Genomic DNA, 19763 nt, shown 5'->3' on the forward strand with positions numbered 1-19763 from the left:
AACGACTAAAGGGTGAGACATTATTGTCCCACCCTTTTTCCTGTTATTTAGCTTTTAGTTCATCATGATCAATATACTGTACCTGATCTTCAAAAATTAACTTCGTTCTGAATCGGTAGCGGCACTGATCACTTTTATTTTTTAAATGCTCAGGGATCGTATAGCTAAAAGGAATTTCTCTATGGAAATTTTCGTCAATTTCTTTTGACATATAGATCGTTGTCGCAATTTCAACAGGCTTTTCATCAAGGTGTTTTGGATCAAAAGCCATAAGGTCGCATTCAAGACGGGACACCTTCTTTTTTTTCTTTGGTCCCTGTAAATAGAATGTACCGGTAATTTGTGAGCCGGGAATTAGAACATTTTGATCCAATACTAAATCAACTTTTCCCTTCCCAGGAGATAATAGATTCGTCAGCTTTTTAAACATGATGTCACATCCTTTAAATACGATACGAATAAACTGCCTCTTTGGTTTCACTTAATCATACCACCAGGTGTTGCTGCAAGTTTCTCACTGTTTTGCAGTCTGACAAACCTGATATAAAATATCCCGGTCATGAGCAGTGAGAATACCCCGAATACAATCACCATATAAGCAAGTCCGATTAAATCGAGAAATAGCCCTGTCATTAAAAGGACCACTTGAAAGACAATCCGGTCAAGCATATTTCTGAATGAAAAAAATCTGCCGTGAAACTCTTTTGGGATTCTGGTCTGAAAAATTGTAGCAGCTGTTGGAAAAAAACAGCCTACAGCAAAACCGAATATAATAAATGCGAGAATCGTCAGGAATGGAATATCCGCGAAAAATAAAATCAGCTGGGACACTCCAATGACAAAAGAGAAAGTGAACAAAATCGTGTAAGGAGAAAAAGCTTCTCCCAGCTTTTTGATCACGAATGCACCAACCATAAAAGCGATCCCCTCAGCAGTATAAATCCATCCCTTAATGGCTGAACTGTCCTGAATTTCACTGATATTAATGACAACAAGATTAAACCCGCCGATAAAAAGCAGTGGTACGAGTGTTAAAATGAGTGTTATCATCACAATCGGTAACCCCTTTATAATAGGGAATACTTCTTTAAATCCTGCACTGCGCTTACCTTCAGAAGGGAGCTCGGCAGGCTTGTGTTCTTCAATCGAAAGCAGCCACGTTAATCCAAACAAAACAAGATAGGATACGAGCGATAAGATATAGACGGTTGATAATGGCAGCTGAGCGACAAGAACACCTGCAGCTGCTGTACCGAGTACTCTTGATAGTGTAGCTACGTTCATATGAATACCGTTCAGCTGCAGTAAATCACGTTCTGCTACTACAAGCGGCAGTGCAGCCTGAAGTGCCGGGAAATAAAACGCTGCGGCTACCTGTATAAAAATCAGGAAAACAATCATCCATATGATAGAGTCCTGCTGTATGGCGATCAGCATAAAAATGACGCTGAAAGCTCTGACAAAACCTGAAGCGAGCATGACCGTTTTCTTGTGTAACTGGTCAGTCAATTTACCGGCAAGCGGTCCAATCAGAATACTTGCCAGAAGTCCTGCACCCAAAATAAGTGATTTTACAAAATCAGACGGAACCTTTTCCTGCATAAATTCCAGGTTTCCGATAATACCGAGCCATAAACCCACCCCGGCGATAAATTCACCTGCGAGAAGTATCCAGACATTACGATTACGAAGCATAACGAACCTTCTTTCTAATATGTACCTATGTGAAAAAGTATGGAGTAAACTATTTCGTTTGTCTATATAATAATTTGCATTTACTTTTTAGTTAAAATAAGAGAACATTATATGTAAAGATTCGACAACACCAGGGGGGAATAGTGAATGAAAGCTCATGATCAACTTGGTTCGTACATACTTGAAAACAGGCACGAATTAGCATTAAAGCTTGATGGGGGAAGCCCTGAATTGTCACTGTCGAAGAAAGATGAAATGAAACTGATTGACCTTCAAAGTGACCTGATCTCCTATATTGGTACAGCCATAAAGCAAAATGAAACCTCAGGCCTTGAGGAACAGGTCATTGACTGGGCCAGAAAAACAGGTGAGTCAGCAGTTCAAAGAGGTATTGAGCTTGATGACGGTCTCGGTATCCTTTCCCAGCTGAGAATGTTGATATGGAAACTGATGTCTGAGAAACAAAGCGAGTGGAACTTTACAGCTGAAGAAATTACAGCGATTAACTATAATATTGAACCCGTCATTAATAAAGCGGGACGCGAATTCTGTATGGCTTATGTTGAAGATTACCGCCAGTACATGAAAAAAGCACAAAGCAGTGTAATGGAATACTCAGTTCCGGTTGTAGGGTTAAATGATGATGTTGCAATCCTCCCGTTGATCGGTGAGCTTGATGATGACCGTGCAAAAATATTAAAAGAAGTCGCACTTCATAAATGTATTGAACTGCGCAACTCAACTTTAATTCTGGACTTGTCAGGTGTGCCGACAGTAGATACGATGGTGGCCAATGAATTATCTCAAGTTATTGATTCACTCAAACTGATCGGTGTAAAAACCATTCTGACCGGACTACGCCCTGAAATCGCCCAGGCTGTCGTGGAAATCGGTATTAAATTCGAGGGTATGACAATCCGTAAAAACTTAAAAACGGCGATAGAAGGATTATCGATTTAACTTGTGAAGGGCTTGAGACATTTTGTCTTGGGCTCTTTATTCGTTGCGCTGCGCCTGAATCGTAAATTACCAGCCAATTTTAATAAAGAAAAAATACAATCACACCCCTTGACTTTATACCCCGTTGGGTATATTATAAGTCTTGTAATCAATCATGAACAAGCAAGGGAGGTTCACTTCATGGATTACTCAAAACAGTCTATTCACCGGTTAAAAAGAGTAGAAGGTCAGCTCCGCGGGGTACTTGCAATGATGGAAGAAGAAAAAGATTGTAAGGATGTCGTTACACAGCTGTCAGCCATTCGTACAGCGATTGACCGGACAATCGGATTAGTCGTAAGTGAAAATCTGGTATCGTGTGTAAGAGAAGCGAGAGAAGACGATGATCGCGAACCGGATGATGTAATCAAGGAAGCGGTGAACCTGCTTGTGAAGAGCAGGTAATTTTTTTGAAGAATATAATACCCTTGGGGGTAATTAATTTTAGGAGGATTTTTATTCATGGAAAAGAAAAGAACAACGATTGTATTATTCAGCGGTGACTACGACAAAGCGATGGCTGCTTATATTATTGCAAACGGAGCAGCAGCTTATGATCATGAAGTAACCATTTTTCATACATTCTGGGGACTGAACGCGCTTCGTAAAGACGGAGATGTTGAAGTTAAGAAGAGCGGCATGGAAAAAATGTTTGGCAACATGATGCCTAAGGGTGCAGATAAAATGGGTCTATCAAAAATGAACTTTGGTGGTCTTGGACAGAAAATGATTAAAAGTGTCATGAAAAAGCACAATGCAATGGAACTGCCGAACCTGATTGAAATGGCGCAGGAACAGGATGTTAAGCTTGTTGCATGTACAATGACAATGGATCTTTTAGGTCTTCATAAGGAAGAACTGCTTGAAGAAATTGAATATGCAGGCGTTGCAGCCTACCTGGCAGATGCAGAAGACGGAAATGTAAATCTGTTTATCTAATCTTAAAAGAGCAGCCGGGAGGTGTAAGATTTGAGTATTGAATTATTTATCGTATTATTTTTAATTGGATTTGCAGGATCATATATTTCAGGAATGCTTGGCATTGGCGGCTCGATTATTAAATATCCGATGCTGCTTTATATTCCACCGTTATTCGGACTTGCAGCATTTTCAGCTCATGAAGTTGCCGGGATCTCTGCAGTACAGGTGTTCTTTGCTACCATTGGTGGTGTATGGGCATACCGTAAAGGTGGTTATTTAAATAAAACGCTAATTGTGTATATGGGTGTCAGCGTCCTGATCGGGAGTCTGATTGGCGGTGTCGGTTCGGATGCGATGTCTGAAGCAGCCATTAATACTGTGTATGGCGTACTTGCGCTGATTGCAGCCATCATGATGTTTGTTCCTAAAAAAGGTCGCGAGGATACGCCTTTTGATCAGATTACCTTTAATAAATGGCTTGCAGCAATTTTAGCATTTGTTGTCGGGATCAGTGCCGGGATTGTAGGTGCAGCAGGTGCGTTCCTGCTTGTTCCAATTATGCTGGTTGTCCTGAAGATTCCAACACGCGTGACGATTGCGTCTTCACTTGCCATTACATTTATCGCGTCGATCGGAACAACGATTGGAAAAGTAACCACCGGACAGGTAGATTATGTGCCTGCACTGGTCATGGTGGTAGCCAGCCTGATTGCAGCGCCTCTTGGTGCTAAATTAGGTAAGAAAATGAATACAAAAATATTGCAGATTTTACTGGCGCTGATTATTTTAGCGACTGCCATTAAAATCTGGCTGGATATTATATTGTAAACGGTCTGGTGATCCTGGAAACTTATTGTTCCGGGTGATCCGGATTTTTTTGTGGGAAATGTTGCAGGTCAAATGGCACGATCTCCTGAACGGTCGGGTTAATCTCATGATCCTGCGAATAAATCTCCTGAACATACCCTGAATTGTCCTGAAACCGCTTTCCTGCTTCCTAAAATTTCTTGACAGAAAATAACTATGTGCCATAAGATAGTGCTAACAAATAACGGAAGGGTGACCCGGGAGAATGTGGAACTAATTCTATTTTTGAAAACAAAGATGAATGTAGTGATGAAAGGCAAACGCAACCAGTCTGTCTTCATACAAATCATCCGTTTTCCAAATAGGATTAGGCTTTTCACACCGGGTACATACGTTTCACGGCAACTGTCGTGGTCTATTTGCGTACGCCCATGCCTCCTATTCGTTAAGCGGATAGGGGGCATTTTTTGTCCCCGACATAATGAAAAACAGGGGATGATTTTTTGACAATATTATGCGCAATCAAAGACGTCAGCTATTCAGTCAGAGAAAGACAGCTTTTTGAGATAAAAGAACTTGAAATCAGAAAGGGAGACCGGATCGGGCTAGTTGGAAAAAATGGGTCAGGGAAATCCACACTTTTACATCTGATCAGCGGACAGCTGAAGCCGGACGCAGGAGAGATATTCAGAAACGGGCATATTACACTCCTTCCGCAGCTGAAAAATACGGATACGGTTCAAAGTGGAGGAGAGGTCACGCAGGCTTATATTAATCAGGCATTTGCAGAAGATCCTGAATTATTGCTTGCTGACGAACCAACTACAAACCTTGATGTGGAGCGCGTGCGCACACTCGAACAGCATTTGAAACGTTTTAAAGGCTCAATGGTGCTTGTTTCACATGACCGGACATTTCTGGACCTGCTTTGTACGAGGATCTGGGAAATCAGTGATGGCGGTCTGAAAGAATATAAAGGCAATTATCAGGATTATGCTGATCAGAAGCAGCTTGAAGTGCGACAGGTAGAAGCAGCGCATGAACAGTATGAGCGGCAGAAAAAACAGCTTGAGGCTGCCATCGAAGAAAAAGAAAAGCGTGCTAAGCGGGCGACAAAAAGACCGACTGATGGAACAGCATCTGAGCATAAAAACGCAAAACCATACTTTGCAAAGAAGCAAAAAAAGCTGAGGCAGACCGCAAAAGCACTTGAAACCAGACTCGGACAAATGGAAAAAGTCGAGCGTCCAAAAGAAGCACCGCCGATTAAGATGACGCTGCCGAATGAATCTGATATGAAGGGCAGACCGATTATCAGATTCGAAGAACAGACGATCAAAGCAGGCAGCAAAACACTATTTGATCTTCAGCCTTTTTATTTGAAGGGCGGTCAGAAAACAGCGCTGATTGGTGGTAATGGAACCGGTAAAACCACTCTGATCAGATCAATTCTTGCCAAACGTGAAGGGATCACGGTGTCACCTGCAGTGAAGTTTGGTTACTTCAGCCAGAACCTTGATATCCTGAAGCCTGATAAAACCATCCTTGAAAATGTGATGGAGGATGCCATTCAGACAGAAGACATTGTTAGAACGATTCTGGCGCGTCTCCACTTCTACAGGGATGATGTATTCAAACCGGTGCATGTTTTGTCAGGCGGAGAAAGAGTAAAGGTTGCTTTTGCTAAAATCTTTGTCAGTGATTTGAATGTATTGGTTATGGATGAGCCGACCAACTTCCTGGATATTGATGCAGTGGAAGCGCTGGAAGGGCTGCTGAAGGAATACCGGGGAACTGTATTATTCATTTCCCATGATCGGAAAATGGTCTCTAAGCTTGCGGAAAGAGTGCTGGAAATTAAAAATGGGAAGCTGACTATTTTTGACGGGAATTTGCAGGAGTATTCGCAGCATGAACCGAAAGAACAGGATGATACCTCAGATGAGTTATTGAAAGTTGAAACGAAAATCACTGAAGTGTTAAGCCGCCTCAGCATGGATCCAAGTGAAGAGCTGGATCGTGAGTTTCAACAGCTCCTCAGAAAAAAAACGAACACTGATTTCTGATTAAACGATACGTATCAGGGTATTGTAAGGGTGTGACTTTAAATCAGAAAGGGGTATCAGGATGTTTCATTACACAGTAGAAACAACGCAGTCAGTTGAAGAGGCAATGACAACACTTGAAAACAATCTGAAAGAGGAACAATTCGGTGTTCTATGGCAGTTTGATATTAGAAACAAGCTGCAGGAAAAAGGACTGGACTTTGATCAGACATTCCATGTGCTTGAAGTATGTAACCCGAAAGAAGCGAAAAATGTACTGGAAAAGAACTTACTTGCAGGCTATTTCCTGCCGTGCAAGATGGTTGTATATGATGAAAATGGCACGACAAAAATAGGGATGCCAAAGCCGACTTCTCTGATCCAGATGGTAGAGGATGAAGAGATTAAAAAACTTGCAGCGGATATTGAAGAAAGACTGATCGGCTGTATGGATAAAAGTGTGTAAAAAAGAACAAAGGGACGGCAGCGCTCTTTTGCGCTGTCTATTTTAATGGAGGAAATATTGAATGGAACAATCAATCAGATTAGTAAAAGCAGACGAATCAATGGTAAAGGAGCTTACGGCATTATCATCAGAAGTTTTTAATCGGGAAGCAGCAAGATGGCTTACTGACGGCGAAGAAGATGCAAATATACAGCCGCCAGGATATGATTCAGAAGATATGATGACCTACATGATCACACACCTTGATACATATGGCATATATGAAGACGAGGTTTTAGTCGGCGGGGCGGTGTTAACCATTCCTGCTTCCGGCTATGCCAGGATTGATCGTATTTTTATAGACCCTGAGCTGCAGGGGAAGGGGATTGGAAAAGAAGCAATCCGTTTAATAGAAAACAACTATTCTAAAGTAACGCGTTGGCAGCTTGAAACGTCAGCAAAGCAGACCGGCAACCGGTATTTTTACGAATCTGTTGGTTATGAATGTGTATGGGAAACAGAAGAGCTCATGTTTGAGAAAAAGTCCTCAGTGTCTGATACGTATGTAAAGAACGATATGCAGAGACAGGATCAGGATTATACCGGTGCAGAATTAATATCGATACAAGCAACGGACGTGAAAGTGACAGATGCAAACATCAGGTCATTAAATATTTCAAATGCAGCGATGCAACAGACAAAACTGCAAAACGTTAATTTATCTGACAGCATTATTGCGGATTCTACTGTTCAAAATGCTACGTTCTGGTTCGCTGATCTCAGCAGATCTGTCTTCAAAACATCAGATATGTCAGGTGTGGCGCTTGAAAACTGCAATATATCCGGAATGACAATTGACGGAATCTCCATTGAAGAACTAATCAAGGCATATAAAAATGAGAATGATTAAATGAGTGCCCGCCTCTATGAATGATGGTGAAAAGGTCGCCCGCTATACGTTCTAATCATTTTTTTCCGCGCATATAATGCCTGGTGAAAGGCGGTGGCGGTATATGTGTGGAATTACGGGCTGGATCAGCTGGAAGCGTCCGCTGACAAGTGAATGGCAAACAATCGAAAAAATGGTCAGTACACTTGATAAAAGAGGGCCTGATGCATTTGGAATCAAAGCAATGCATCATGCATTGTTCGGGCACACGCGTCTGACGGTCATAGACCCGGCAGGTGGCGCGCAGCCGATGAATATCAGAACCGGTGCAGGAGAGTATACATTAATTTATAACGGTGAATTATACAATACCGATGAGATCAGAGATGAACTGGAAAGAAAAGGCCATTCATTTACCTCAAGATCCGATACAGAAGTTGTCCTGAGGTCCTATATTGAATGGCGGGAGGAATGTCCGGAACGATTTAACGGTATATTTGCATTTGCGGTTTGGGATCACAAGCGTGAAGAGTGCTTCGGGGCACGTGACAGACTTGGGGTGAAGCCGTTTTTTTATGTAGAAAAAGAAGGGGAGCTGATCTTTGGCTCCGAGTTAAAAGCGATTCTGGCACACCCTGATCAGCAGGCGCGGATTACACTTGAGGGGATGCAGGAATTATTAAGTATGGGCCCGTCGCGCAAGCCGGGAAGTGGCGTATTTAAAGAGATAGATGAGCTCAGACCTGCTCATGCTTTCAAATACACAAGGACAGGTTTGAAAAAGTGGCGGTACTGGAATGTGAAAAGTATGAATCATCAGCATACAGAGCAGGAAACAGCTGTTTACTTGCGGGAGCTGTTTGAGGATACAGTCAGCAGACAGCTGGTTTCTGATAAACCGATCTGCACGTTCTTATCAGGCGGAGTAGATTCGAGTGCTATCAGTGCCGCAGCTGCTTTACAGTTGAATGAAAAGCTTCATACGTGCTCAATCAGCTATGAAGAAAACGACCTGCATTACCAGCCTGACCTCTTCAAGCCGAGTGATGACGGACCATGGATTCAAAAAATGTCAGCACACCTTTCTTCTATTCATCATGATCAGGTCATCTCCCAGACTGACCTTGCAGCACGACTGAAGGATGCTGTGCGTGCGCGTGATCTGCCCGGGATGGCTGATATTGATTCTTCTTTATTATGGTTTTGTGAGCAGATTAAAAAGGATTTCACCGTCGCGCTCAGCGGTGAATGTGCAGATGAAATCTTTGGGGGTTATCCGTGGTTTCAGCAGGAAAAACTGCTGACGCAGGAAGGGTTCCCATGGATTACTTCCGTAAAAGAAAGAGAAGCCTTCATGCTCACGGAGTGGCATAAAAAGCTTGAACTCGATCAATATCTTCTCGAACAAAGCCGGGCAATCAGAGCGGAAACGCCGCAGCAGGACGGAGAAGTTGCCCTGACACAAAAGCGCAGAGAAATGGCATACCTGAACATGATCAGCTTTATGACCACGCTGTTAGACCGCAAAGACCGCATGAGTATGGCAGCGGGACTTGAAGTACGTGTCCCGTTTGCAGATCACAGAATCGTTGAATATGCGTGGAACATACCGTGGCAGATGAAGCAGCTTGGCGGGAAGGAAAAAGGTATACTGCGTAAAGCACTTGAAGGGCTGCTGCCTAATGAGGTGCTCTATCGCAAGAAAAGTCCTTATCCAAAAACGTATCACCCGGCTTATACAGATGCGGTTAAGCAAATGCTCAGCGACCGTATTGCAAAAAGCAGCTCGGTTCTGCCAGTGCTGTTCGATCGCAGTAAACTTGAGGAGCTGATCCGGACAGATGGTGCTTCATTTAAAGTGCCATGGTTCGGTCAGCTGATGAAAGGACCTCAGCTGATTGCGTACCTGGTCCAGGTGGATGAATGGTTTGAGATGTATGGCGTGAAAATGGATATGTAGACATGTAAAAAGCGGAAGCGCTGTGCTTCCGCTTTTATATGTGGATAGGAGTGTCAGTGTCATAGCACTCCGTGGCTGAATCATGTGAACGGTGATGGAATAAAGGCGATTGGTGATAGAATGATGTGGATTGGTGACGTAATCATCGTCTGCAGACCGGGCGCAATGCGAATTCACCTGAAAGATGACGCAATCATCACCGGAGCCGATAGATAAAATTCAAAAGATGATCGAATCCACCGGCCCTCCTCGGTTTCTGCCCAACGTTATACCGCAGTCCTGTCAAATCTCACTTCAAAATCAACTGATAAAAATGCACATCCTGCCATTCCCCAAACTTATAACCAACCTCTTTGAAATTCCCTACAAATTCAAATCCGAACCGCTTGTGCAGGCGAACGCTTACTTCATTCCCGCCTGTGATACTGCTGATAATCGTATGGAAACCGCGCTTTTTCGCATCCTCAATCAATACATTCATCATTTTTTTACCTAACCCGTTCCCCTGAAAACTTGGAGACAGATAAATTGAGAGCTCTACAGTATCTATAAATGCTTCTTTATCACGAAATGAACTCAGGCTGCCATAACCTGCAACCTCTCCATTTATCTCTGCAACAAAAAGCGGATAGCGGTCCTGATAACGGCTGAACCAGTCTGACCGCTGTTCGATCGTATGTGGATTCAAATCAAATGTTGCAACGGTTTCAAGCACCGCCTGATTGTAAATGTCGTTCATCGCCGGAATATCGGCTTCACTTGCTTTTCTGATAACTGTCATAATACCCTCCGGAATTTCACTTTTTTATCTATCTTAAAACACTTCCCTGAAATTGAACAGATGTGCAGGAAAATCAGGTGTTTGTAAGGAAATGGGTATCAACGAACTTTGAGGAGGGATTTAAATGAATCACCCTATTCAGCCTAAGATTGGCGCTACATTTATTCCGGTAAAAGACGTTGAGGCAGCAAGAGACTGGTATTGCGGACTATTGAATATTAAGCCAACTGAAGAAATCGTCAACGGTCATCTATATGTACTGAGGCTGCAGGACGGTCATAATATTGTGCTTGACCAGAAAATTTATAAAAAATACCGCAAGCATCGCGCACCATTATTTCACTTTAATACTACTGACATTCAGGAGAGCTATGCGTATGTACAGGACTTTGAGGCAAATAATATAGGGGAGGTTGAATTTGGGGAGTTTTTCACGTTTGAAGATCCCGATGGAAATGTACTGATGGTATGCGAATGTGATAATCGTTAAGCGCGTTTTTTAATAATCTTCGTATCCATTAAATTAAATATAAGCAAACATGCATTTTCTGTCGAAATTAGGGGAAAGGATATGTATCAGAAAAAGAGACAGGGGATGAAACATGCTTATTCATTTAAATGAATTAATGTTTATAACTGCTTATTATAATGATCCGGTAAAGCAGGTCACACATATTAGTTACGATTCCAGGCAAGCTGCGAAGGACAGTGTATTTTTTTGTATGAAGGGTGAAAATACCAATGGCCATGATCACTTAGAAGAAGCAATCGCAAACGGCGCATCAGTCATTATTGGAACAGAAGAAGATGTGATTAAAAGTGCTGCGGCCCGTTTTCAGGATCGCTCATTTGCAATCGTTACTGATGACCGTGAAGCACTGGCCAGGTTTGCGATTCATTTTTATCAGCAGCCTGACCATAAAATTAAAACGATTGGTGTTACAGGGACAAATGGTAAAACAACTGTAGCTGCATTTGTGAAATCATTGCTGACACAATGCGGGATCAGGACCGGTTCAATCGGGACGAACGGTATTTTTTCTTCTCAGGAAGAGATTGTGTATAAGAAAAGCACGCCGACTACACCTGAAGCATCAGACCTGCACGCGATTTTTCATGAGCTGGTTAAAAGACAGGATGAAGCGGTTGTCATGGAAGTTTCATCTATTGCGATAGATCAGAAAAGGGTAGCGGGCATCAGCTTTGACACAGCGATTCACACGAACATATCTGCTGAACATCTTGAATATCACAAAACGTTTGCCCACTACAAAGAAGCGAAAATGAAGCTTTTTGATCAGGCTGACACTGCTGTTGTGAATATAGATGATGAAATGGGCAGAGAGCTGACAGAGCGATTTGAAGGTGACCTTATCACGTACAGTCTGGACCGACATTCCGGAGCGGATCTGATTGCTGATAATTGTCATGTGGCTGAAGAAGGTACAATGTTTGAGTTGATTGTAAATGGTCAGTCCTACCTTGTGAATTCATCCGTCTATGGGAACTACAATGTGCATAACCTGTTAAGTGCAATTGGTACAGCGCTTCACCACGGTTTACAGCTTGACCAGGTGATTCCTGTATTAAAAAGTATTGAAAATCCCAAGGGTCGTTTTCAGGTCATTGAGAAATACGGAGGGCGCAAAATTATCATTGACTATGCCCACACACCTGTTGCGCTGAATAGCCTCCTGAATGAAGCGAAAAAGCTTCCTCACAATAAGTGTATTGCAATGATCGCAGGAATCGGTATCCGCGATTTTAATAAGATGCCGAAAATGGCTGAAACAGCTGAAGGGCATGCAGACAATATTGTTGTAACGGTTGATCATCCGGGAGACCACGATCCGCAAAAGGTAGTAGATCAGGTGATGACCGGCTTTAATAATCCTTATCACAAGTCTATTTCCACTTCCCTGACCAGAAAAGAGGGCGTATTAAAAGCGCTCGCGCAGTCAGAAGAAGGGGATATCATTTTATTAACAAGCGGATGCATTAACGGTGCACAAATCATAAAAGGTGAATATATCCCTCATTCAGATGAAGAGATCATCAAAGATTATTTTAAACGGCTGCAAAAGACCGAAAGTCATGGGATCGAGCAATGTAAATAAGTCCGTTCATCAGAATCGGAAAGTATTGTGAACATTCGATCATTTTTTTCCTTCTCAGCAAAAGTATGCAATAATAATAAATAAATGAATCAAACAGGAGGATAAAAATGTGGCACTGATATTATTTGATCTTGATGGCACCATCATCGATTCCACTGACTATTTACTTCAGGCTCTGCATCTGGCAGTAGAGGATATGCCGCATATTCAGGAGCCGGCAAAAGAAACACTTCAGTCGGCATACGGCTTAACCGGTAATGACTTTTGGGCAAAGGTTGTACCTGACGCTTCTCCACAGGAGATCACGATTATCAGACGGCGGAGAAGCGAATTTCTTGATCAGCTGGTGAAGGGTAAAGATCTCCTTTTTCCAGGTGTAAAAGAAACCTTACAGCAGTTAAAGCAGGACGGACATACATTATCGACTGCTTCAAACTGTGGGACACATTATCTTGATATGATTCTAGATACGCAGGAAATCAGACGGTATTTTTCAGAACCGCTGTGCCTTGGCACAATTCACGGTGAGAAAAAAGGTGACGTACTGGCTGCGCATTTTGAAAAGTTTGGGAAAACAGAAGCGTATCTTGTTGGGGATCGTTATTCTGATATAGAAGCTGCAAAAGAGCACGACATTCCTGTGATTTACTGTACATATGGGTTTGGCACAGATGAGGAAGCCGCTCAGGCAGATTATCGTATCGGCAGCATTGACGAAGTACGTTCGATTATAAGTTGAGAAAAGAACAAAGCGGTCATTCCGGATGGGTGAATGACCGCTTTTAACATGTTGAGGTTACCGGCAGCGGGAGAGTGGACGGCGGATTTAAAAGGGGCAACTGGTTAATTCTATTACCAATTCGGTTTTATCTATCACCTGTTGGATTTATTTGTCATATTTTTACTTATTCAATCAGCACCTCGCAACGCTGAATCCACCATTACACCTTCAATAAACTACAGGCCCTCCACCAGGTCGCTCCCCACGTTTCAACTCACGAATAGATAATCCGAACCTCATTTCAAAATGCGGATAATCTTTAAACCCTCTGAAATCGCCGCCCCATGCAAAGCCGAGGTCTTTCGCAATATCCACAACTTCCATCCAGTCTGACTCACCGTTTTCATTGCCATCATACCCAAGATCCCAAATGACATCATCTTCTGTCTGAAGGGCAAAATCAATGGCCAAACCATAATTATGAAAGGACTCTCCGCCTTTCGCGTTAGAGACAACATTACCTTCACGTGTTCTGCCCTGAGCGTAGATTGCATCTTGTTCCTCGAAAGATCTGAATCCGTCTGTAATGATAATTTCAATACCCTCATCAGAAGCCCTTCGAATTAATTCATCTCTTTTTTCTTCTACGACGGGATGTAATCCCTGGGGCAGAGGGCGGTTTCGTAATTCCTCGCGGTGCTCGAGCTCTTTAAAGATCAGCCATCCGCCGCCCCCTGCAATTAATAATATTATGATCAGTTTTTTCAATGTAAATCCTCAATCCCTTGGCAGGTTGGACAGAAATAAAGTCGTCTTGAAGCAGCCACAATTTTTTCAATCGGGGTACCATCAATCCGGCACGACTGCCCTGCGCGGTTAAATACCCAGTGTCTGTACTGCGGACGCTTTTTTCCCTCCGCTTTAAGGCGGTTTGCAAGCTCAATGTCATTGGTAATGCCGCCTGTCTCGTAGGATTGCACAGACAGCTGAATAATGGCTTCAGCCGCCGCTTGTATTTGTTCCTCTGTACAGTCTTTCGGACGGAGTGATGGGTGGATTCCTGCTTTAAATAAAATTTCGCTGCGCAGATAATTCCCATTCCCTGCGACAAATCCCTGATCGAGTAAAAGGGCTGTCCATCTTCTTCCGCTGAATTTTTTACTATTGATGCGTTCAATCAGCTGCGCAGACGTCACTGAATCGTTCAACACATCGGGACCTGCACGCTGAATAAACGGATGAAGGTGCACTTCCTCATCACGCATCACTTCTATATCTGATGAACTGTATAACAGCGCTGATTTCTTTTCATTATGCACAGCAAATCTAAGCTGTCTGTTTGTTTTTGGGTAGTTGTATGCATTTCTGATCACCCATTTGCCATACAGCTGATTATGACTATATACGGTATAGCCATTTGAAAAGCGGATCAGCATTGCTTTCCCGACTGTATCCACCCTTAATACATCAGCTCCTGCAAAGAAATCTTCATAATCTTTCAGATGATCAAAAGCAAAGTGAACTTCCATGATTTTTCTGCCCGTTAACGCTTTTTCAACCTGATCGGCTGCACGTCTGATTTCAGGACCTTCCGGCATAGTGCATCTTCCTTTTTAAAAGTTGATTCGTTAATTCTCCAGCTGCAATTCTTCCCCGTACCTCATAATTCGGTAAGCGGCATAGCCATCACTATACTTTCCGTTGCCAAAGTTGACTGGTAGCAATGAAAAGGCAGCGAAGTATAACGAGAAATAAGAGTATTGATAAAAGAATATATCAGGTCCAATGATGTCCTGCATAATTGATAAGTTGATCAGGAATATAGAACCGAAATTAAAAATGACGCCTCCAAGATGTACAAGGGTATTAGTCATGCGGTTGTTGTATTTCAAAGACGTATATTTACAGAAGGAGTCAAGAAAATAAATACTGTGGATACTGATTCCACCGAATTTAATCAGACACTTGCCTCTTCCTAATGCGAAATTGGAAGTACCTCCAAAAATTCTTGCGAAAAACGCATGACCCAGCTGGTGAACGAGTGACACGGTTGGAAACACAATGAGAAATGACCATAAAAAAGTCCATATATCTTTGAGTTGAAACATATTAGCACCTCTAACATTATTTTTCATGTATCGTCTAGACATGTTTCCCGCGATTTGCTTCACTAAACCTAAATGGGTTGAATCAATTGGACATAAGGAAAGCAGTAGCGTACGATTGAAAAAATTACATGTTAAAGGAAGATTAAGGAATGGACATACAAACAGTCGTATCAACGATCATTGTTATGGGTCTGATGATTGCCACCGGTTCATTATTTGCACTCCGGGTCAATGTGACAGGCGAAGTGAAATCGGTACTCATATTATTAATTTTAAATATTGCAGTTCCCGCTGTCATTTTAAATGGTGTTTTCAGTGTGGATCTGACAGGTGATGCATTAACAGAAGCAGGTTTAATCTTTGGGATCTCAATTGTCTATCATGCGGGTGCACTGATGTTTGTAAAATTACTGACTGTACTTTTGAAAATCCGTTCGATGTTTGGTAAGAAGATGGTGATTCTCGGAGCACTTGGTAACACTGGATTCCTCGGTATTCCGCTTGCTGCAACAATTTTTGGTCCTGCAGGCGGATTTCTTGCAGCAATCTTTGATGCGGGTCTGAGCCTGACTGTGTATACAGTTGTGATTTATCTGCTGCAGGCAGAAGGAAAGTTTCATATCAGACAACTGAAAGCTGTTTTGAATATGCCGGTGCTCTCTATTGTCGTTGGGATCATCGTGGCGCTCAGTGGTTTTAATCCGCCTGGTATGATGGTTCAGTTTGTTGAGATGCTTGCAGCACTTGCAGCACCTATGGCCATGCTTTATGTAGGTATGCTGCTGCCGCCATTAGTTAAGAGAGGCAGACAGGTGCTTTTCCCGATGCTCTGGTTCCCGGTTACGGTCAGGCTGCTAGTCATTCCGCTTATTGTGATGTTCGTTTTATCTCTGTTCTCATTTACAGGATGGACAGCGCAATTAATTGTACTGCAGACCGCGATGCCGACAGCAATGATTACAGCGGTATTGTTTTCAAAATTCACAAGTGAAGAGGAAACAGCAATAGTCACCATTTTTGCTTCTACACTGCTGAGTTTGATCACAATTCCCCTTATCGCGTGGCTGTTAATTTGATTTTTCGGTTTCTCTCCCTGAAAATAAGGAAAGATACTATTATGAGAGGAGCGATCATGATGACAAAATATAAAGGTTTTATTGGTACATATACCAAAAAGTCCAGTAAGGGCGTATACGAAATTGAACTTGATACAGAAAAAGAAGAGCTGACGGTTAAAGGGGTGGCAGCTGAAGGGAAGAACCCCACCTATGTCAATATGGATGCAGATCAGGAGTACCTTTACTCAGTTGCATCAGGCGGCATGGCTACCTATAAAATAGGAGAGTCTTTATCCTTTTTAGCTCATGTGGATGAAAAAGACGGGTCGCCTTGTCACGTCAGTGTGAGCCCTGATGGTAAATATGCAGCTTCAGCTACTTATCTTGACGGCACCATTGCATTATATAGCCGTGATAAAGAGACTGGAAAGGTTACTGAACAGCTATCAGTCATTCAGCATGAAGGCGGTGGTCCTCATGAAAGACAGGACGCAGCTCATGCACATTTCAGCGGCTTTACTCCGGATGGTAAGTATATGACAGCTGTTGACCTTGGAACCGATGAAATCATTAGCTATCACTATCAGAGTGGAGAACTGAAGCAGGCATCAGTATTTAAAGCTGAGCCGGGAGCGGGGCCGAGACACCTGACATTTCATCCGGAAAAACCACTCGCTTATGTGATGACGGAGCTGAGTAATGAAGTGCTGGTTCTTGCCTACGACAGCTCTGACGGATCTTTCAGACAGCTGCAGTCAATTCCTGCGATCCCTGGTGACTTTAACGAAAATAGTCAGGGAAGTGCGATTCACATTTCTTCTGATGGACGTTTTGTATATGCGGGGAACCGTGGGCACAACTCCATTGCAGTATACGCAGCAGATGAAAACAGCGGAGAGCTGACACATATTGAATACGTAGAAACTGAAGGGAACTGGCCAAGGGACTTTGTACTGGATCCTTCTGAATCTTTCGTTGTGGCAGCTAACCAGGAAAGTGATACGCTTGTATTGTTCAAGCGTGACCGTGAAACAGGCCGCCTGACAAGTACAGGAACTAAAGTGGAAGTGCCTGAACCGGTCTGTGTAAAATTCAGATCAAAATCATGACCCGGTTTGTAGAATTAACTGCAGTTGAACGATCAGCTGCAGTTTTTCTTATGGGTAAAACATTTATCTAATTCATGATTTTCACATACCTTTAAAGAAGTATGAATCATATCCCTTTCTATATATGTCTAAAATTAAAGTATTTTTAGAAAAATATTCGATACTCGAAGAAAAGATTGAAAAATTAAAAAAAATATATATATAATAAAATCCTATTAGATTAAGGAATCCTGACAATTTTGGAGTATGTGGATAAAATTTCTAATTGACAAAATAGGTAGTCTATCCATTATACTGAAAAAGTCCTCTGAACTTTTCATTTTATTGGTAATGAAATGGGCTGAGTAGAAAAAATATACATATAGAAGAAGAGAGAGAGGGTCTGCAAAAGAATGAGGATTACAATTGACCTTAAAGTAGTGCATGTTAAACCCCGGGTTAAGTCACATTTGTCTAACGTGGTTCATTTCGTTGATTCTGCTAATAACCGATTTATCTGGACGACTGCCGTTGATAAAGGGCTGTCAGCAGGTGAAAAAGTAAAAGCGCAGATTAGTGTAAATGAAGAATTGTATGATGAAGAAGGTAAATACGTGAGAATTAGTCATGTAGCGATATTGGATACGATTTCTGACCTTAGCGCAACTACCTACACCAAGAAACCTTTCAGTATCATGGATCGCCCTGCTAAAAAAGAAGAAAAAAAAAGGGAACCTGATCAGGAACTGCTAAATAATATTGAGAAGACACTAGAGCTGCTAAGAAAAAAATAACAGCTATTTTTTGTTATTGCATTTAGCTACTCGAAGAAAAGGGCGCCAGTGCGCTCTTTTTTGCGTTGGTTCACGTTAGATCCTGAATAATACTTCAATACTGAAAGTAAAATTGGTAGAATAGAAGAGGCGTTTAAAATCATTTAATTAAAGGAGTTATCTTATGACAAAAGCATTGGTTTTTGGACATAAAAGTCCTGATACAGATACAATTACAGCAGCAATTGCCTATGCGCATTTGAAAAATGAAATCGGGATGGAAGCAGAAGCGGTACGTCTTGGTGAAATCAATGGGGAAACGGCTTATGCACTTGAGCAGTTCAATGCAGAAGCACCCCGTCTGATTGAAAAAGTGGCAGGAGAAACTGACCGTGTGATTCTTGTTGACCATAATGAACGTCAGCAGAGTGTCGATGATATTGATGATGTAAGAGTGATTGAAGTCATTGACCACCACAGAATCGCAAACTTTGAAACAAGTGATCCTGTATACTTCCGTGCTGAGCCGGTTGGCTGTACAGCTACAATTTTACTGAAGCTTTATAAAGAGCACGGTGTTGAGATTCCTAAAAACATTGCCGGTTTAATGCTTTCTGCAATCATCTCAGATTCACTTCTGTTCAAATCACCAACCTGCACAGAAGAAGATATAAAGGCAGCAAAAGAACTTGAATCAATTGCAGGAGTAAATGCTGAGGAATATGGTCTTGAAATGCTTAAAGCAGGGGCAGATCTAAGCGGTAAAACAGCAGAAGAGCTGATTGCACTCGATGCAAAAGTGTTTGAAATGGGCGGTCAGTATGTGAAAATTGCACAGGTCAATGCTGTTGATCCACAGGATATCCTGAACCGTCAGGAAGAAATCGAAAAAGCGACTGAGACTGCAATCGAAGAAGAGAAGCTTGCATTATTTATAGTAGCAGTTACTGATATTCTCAACAGCAACTCTACAATCATCGTGAAAGGTTCACACGTTTCACTTGCAGAAAAAGCATTTAACGTAACCTTTTCAAACCATACCGCACTGCTTGAAGGTGTTGTGTCACGTAAAAAACAAATCGTTCCCGTCCTGACAGAGACATTTAACGAAGAAGTATAATTTTTTAATAACCTGGGACGAAATGTCTCAGGTTTTTAATAATCGTTTCAATTAGTATAATATGTTTACAAAACCTTGTAGAGCAGTTTCATCTTATAAATATGAAATATCTATTCATCATTGGTAATTTAGCCGGTCCTTTTCGTGCAGGACGTAGACTCCTGCGGAAAAACGATCGGCGGTCATTATACATGCATCATTTGCATTGGTTATAGTGAAAGGCACTCTGGGGAATG

22 protein-coding genes are annotated in these 19763 nt (G+C 42.1%); 16 read left to right on the forward strand and 6 right to left on the reverse strand.

What is annotated here, in order from left to right:
* Positions 1-43 precede the first annotated feature (43 nt).
* Together ACH6CZ_RS12840 and ACH6CZ_RS12845 are read right to left on the reverse strand one after the other, a co-directional pair.
* Entirely contained in the window at positions 44-430 is a 387-nt protein-coding gene (locus tag ACH6CZ_RS12840) for a sporulation protein (RefSeq protein ID WP_374097867.1), read from the reverse strand.
* A gap of 47 nt (positions 431-477) precedes the next feature.
* Positions 478-1695, reverse strand: a complete 1218-nt coding sequence (locus ACH6CZ_RS12845; RefSeq protein WP_374097868.1) for an MFS transporter — start codon at positions 1693-1695, stop codon at positions 478-480.
* Positions 1696-1842: 147 nt separating this feature from the next.
* Here ACH6CZ_RS12845 and ACH6CZ_RS12850 point away from each other — a divergent pair, with 147 nt between their 5' ends.
* The 9 genes from ACH6CZ_RS12850 (at position 1843) to ACH6CZ_RS12890 (ending at position 9977) form a co-directional block, all read left to right on the forward strand.
* Positions 1843-2655, forward strand: a complete 813-nt coding sequence (locus ACH6CZ_RS12850; protein WP_374097869.1) for an STAS domain-containing protein — start codon at positions 1843-1845, stop codon at positions 2653-2655.
* Between the two features lie 180 nt (positions 2656-2835).
* Entirely contained in the window at positions 2836-3099 is a 264-nt protein-coding gene (locus ACH6CZ_RS12855; RefSeq protein WP_374097870.1) for a metal-sensitive transcriptional regulator, read from the forward strand.
* Between the two features lie 57 nt (positions 3100-3156).
* Positions 3157-3633 carry a DsrE/DsrF/DrsH-like family protein gene (locus ACH6CZ_RS12860; protein WP_374097871.1) on the forward strand — a complete coding sequence of 159 codons (477 nt, stop codon included), beginning with the start codon at positions 3157-3159 and terminating at the stop codon, positions 3631-3633.
* Between the two features lie 30 nt (positions 3634-3663).
* Positions 3664-4443 carry a sulfite exporter TauE/SafE family protein gene (locus tag ACH6CZ_RS12865; RefSeq protein ID WP_374097872.1) on the forward strand — a complete coding sequence of 260 codons (780 nt, stop codon included), beginning with the start codon at positions 3664-3666 and terminating at the stop codon, positions 4441-4443.
* A gap of 482 nt (positions 4444-4925) precedes the next feature.
* Positions 4926-6488, forward strand: a complete 1563-nt coding sequence (gene abc-f / locus ACH6CZ_RS12870) for a ribosomal protection-like ABC-F family protein (protein WP_374097873.1) — start codon at positions 4926-4928, stop codon at positions 6486-6488.
* A gap of 61 nt (positions 6489-6549) precedes the next feature.
* The gene (locus ACH6CZ_RS12875; RefSeq protein WP_374097874.1) at positions 6550-6933 is read left to right on the forward strand and encodes a DUF302 domain-containing protein; all 384 of its coding nucleotides are present in this window, start codon (positions 6550-6552) and stop codon (positions 6931-6933) included.
* A 61-nt stretch (positions 6934-6994) separates the two neighbouring features.
* On the forward strand, positions 6995-7822 hold the full coding sequence (locus ACH6CZ_RS12880; protein WP_374097875.1) for a GNAT family N-acetyltransferase: 828 nt from the start codon (positions 6995-6997) through the stop codon (positions 7820-7822).
* Between the two features lie 103 nt (positions 7823-7925).
* Complete coding sequence (gene asnB / locus ACH6CZ_RS12885; RefSeq protein WP_374097876.1) at positions 7926-9761, forward strand: asparagine synthase (glutamine-hydrolyzing); 1836 nt, start codon at positions 7926-7928, stop codon at positions 9759-9761.
* Positions 9762-9845: 84 nt separating this feature from the next.
* Positions 9846-9977, forward strand: a complete 132-nt coding sequence (locus tag ACH6CZ_RS12890; protein WP_374097877.1) for a hypothetical protein — start codon at positions 9846-9848, stop codon at positions 9975-9977.
* Between the two features lie 73 nt (positions 9978-10050).
* On the opposite strand, the gene ACH6CZ_RS12895 is transcribed toward ACH6CZ_RS12890, so the two are convergent.
* On the reverse strand, positions 10051-10542 hold the full coding sequence (locus ACH6CZ_RS12895) for a GNAT family N-acetyltransferase (RefSeq protein ID WP_374097878.1): 492 nt from the start codon (positions 10540-10542) through the stop codon (positions 10051-10053).
* Positions 10543-10666: 124 nt separating this feature from the next.
* Between ACH6CZ_RS12895 and ACH6CZ_RS12900 the strand changes: the two genes are divergently transcribed.
* The 3 genes from ACH6CZ_RS12900 to ACH6CZ_RS12910 all read left to right on the forward strand — a co-directional run bounded on the left by ACH6CZ_RS12900 (position 10667) and on the right by ACH6CZ_RS12910 (position 13398).
* Complete coding sequence (locus ACH6CZ_RS12900; RefSeq protein WP_374097879.1) at positions 10667-11032, forward strand: VOC family protein; 366 nt, start codon at positions 10667-10669, stop codon at positions 11030-11032.
* A gap of 112 nt (positions 11033-11144) precedes the next feature.
* Positions 11145-12659, forward strand: a complete 1515-nt coding sequence (locus tag ACH6CZ_RS12905) for a UDP-N-acetylmuramoyl-L-alanyl-D-glutamate--2,6-diaminopimelate ligase (protein WP_374097880.1) — start codon at positions 11145-11147, stop codon at positions 12657-12659.
* Between the two features lie 109 nt (positions 12660-12768).
* The gene (locus tag ACH6CZ_RS12910; RefSeq protein ID WP_374097881.1) at positions 12769-13398 is read left to right on the forward strand and encodes an HAD family hydrolase; all 630 of its coding nucleotides are present in this window, start codon (positions 12769-12771) and stop codon (positions 13396-13398) included.
* A 210-nt stretch (positions 13399-13608) separates the two neighbouring features.
* Here ACH6CZ_RS12910 and ACH6CZ_RS12915 read toward each other — a convergent pair whose 3' ends face one another.
* The 3 genes from ACH6CZ_RS12915 to ACH6CZ_RS12925 are packed head-to-tail and all read right to left on the reverse strand — an operon-like array spanning position 13609 to position 15488.
* The gene (locus ACH6CZ_RS12915) at positions 13609-14148 is read right to left on the reverse strand and encodes a M15 family metallopeptidase (protein WP_374097882.1); all 540 of its coding nucleotides are present in this window, start codon (positions 14146-14148) and stop codon (positions 13609-13611) included.
* The gene (gene nei, locus ACH6CZ_RS12920) at positions 14145-14978 is read right to left on the reverse strand and encodes an endonuclease VIII (protein WP_374097883.1); all 834 of its coding nucleotides are present in this window, start codon (positions 14976-14978) and stop codon (positions 14145-14147) included. The genes ACH6CZ_RS12915 and nei overlap by 4 nt, the downstream gene beginning before the upstream one ends.
* A gap of 30 nt (positions 14979-15008) precedes the next feature.
* A complete protein-coding gene (locus ACH6CZ_RS12925; RefSeq protein ID WP_374097884.1) occupies positions 15009-15488 on the reverse strand; it encodes an RIP metalloprotease in 480 nt (159 codons plus the stop codon).
* A 149-nt stretch (positions 15489-15637) separates the two neighbouring features.
* Here ACH6CZ_RS12925 and ACH6CZ_RS12930 point away from each other — a divergent pair, with 149 nt between their 5' ends.
* The 4 genes from ACH6CZ_RS12930 (at position 15638) to ACH6CZ_RS12945 (ending at position 19527) form a co-directional block, all read left to right on the forward strand.
* On the forward strand, positions 15638-16564 hold the full coding sequence (locus ACH6CZ_RS12930) for an AEC family transporter (RefSeq protein ID WP_374097885.1): 927 nt from the start codon (positions 15638-15640) through the stop codon (positions 16562-16564).
* A 59-nt stretch (positions 16565-16623) separates the two neighbouring features.
* Positions 16624-17655 carry a lactonase family protein gene (locus ACH6CZ_RS12935; RefSeq protein ID WP_374097886.1) on the forward strand — a complete coding sequence of 344 codons (1032 nt, stop codon included), beginning with the start codon at positions 16624-16626 and terminating at the stop codon, positions 17653-17655.
* Between the two features lie 392 nt (positions 17656-18047).
* A complete protein-coding gene (locus ACH6CZ_RS12940) occupies positions 18048-18428 on the forward strand; it encodes a hypothetical protein (RefSeq protein WP_374097887.1) in 381 nt (126 codons plus the stop codon).
* A gap of 163 nt (positions 18429-18591) precedes the next feature.
* Positions 18592-19527 (forward strand): manganese-dependent inorganic pyrophosphatase, encoded by a 936-nt coding sequence (locus tag ACH6CZ_RS12945; protein WP_374097888.1) that lies wholly within the window; start codon positions 18592-18594, stop codon positions 19525-19527.
* The last annotated feature ends 236 nt before the right edge of the window (positions 19528-19763 follow it).

It is taken from the genome of Jeotgalibacillus sp. JSM ZJ347 (assembly GCF_044383825.1).
Lineage (GTDB): Bacteria > Bacillota > Bacilli > Bacillales > Jeotgalibacillaceae > Jeotgalibacillus.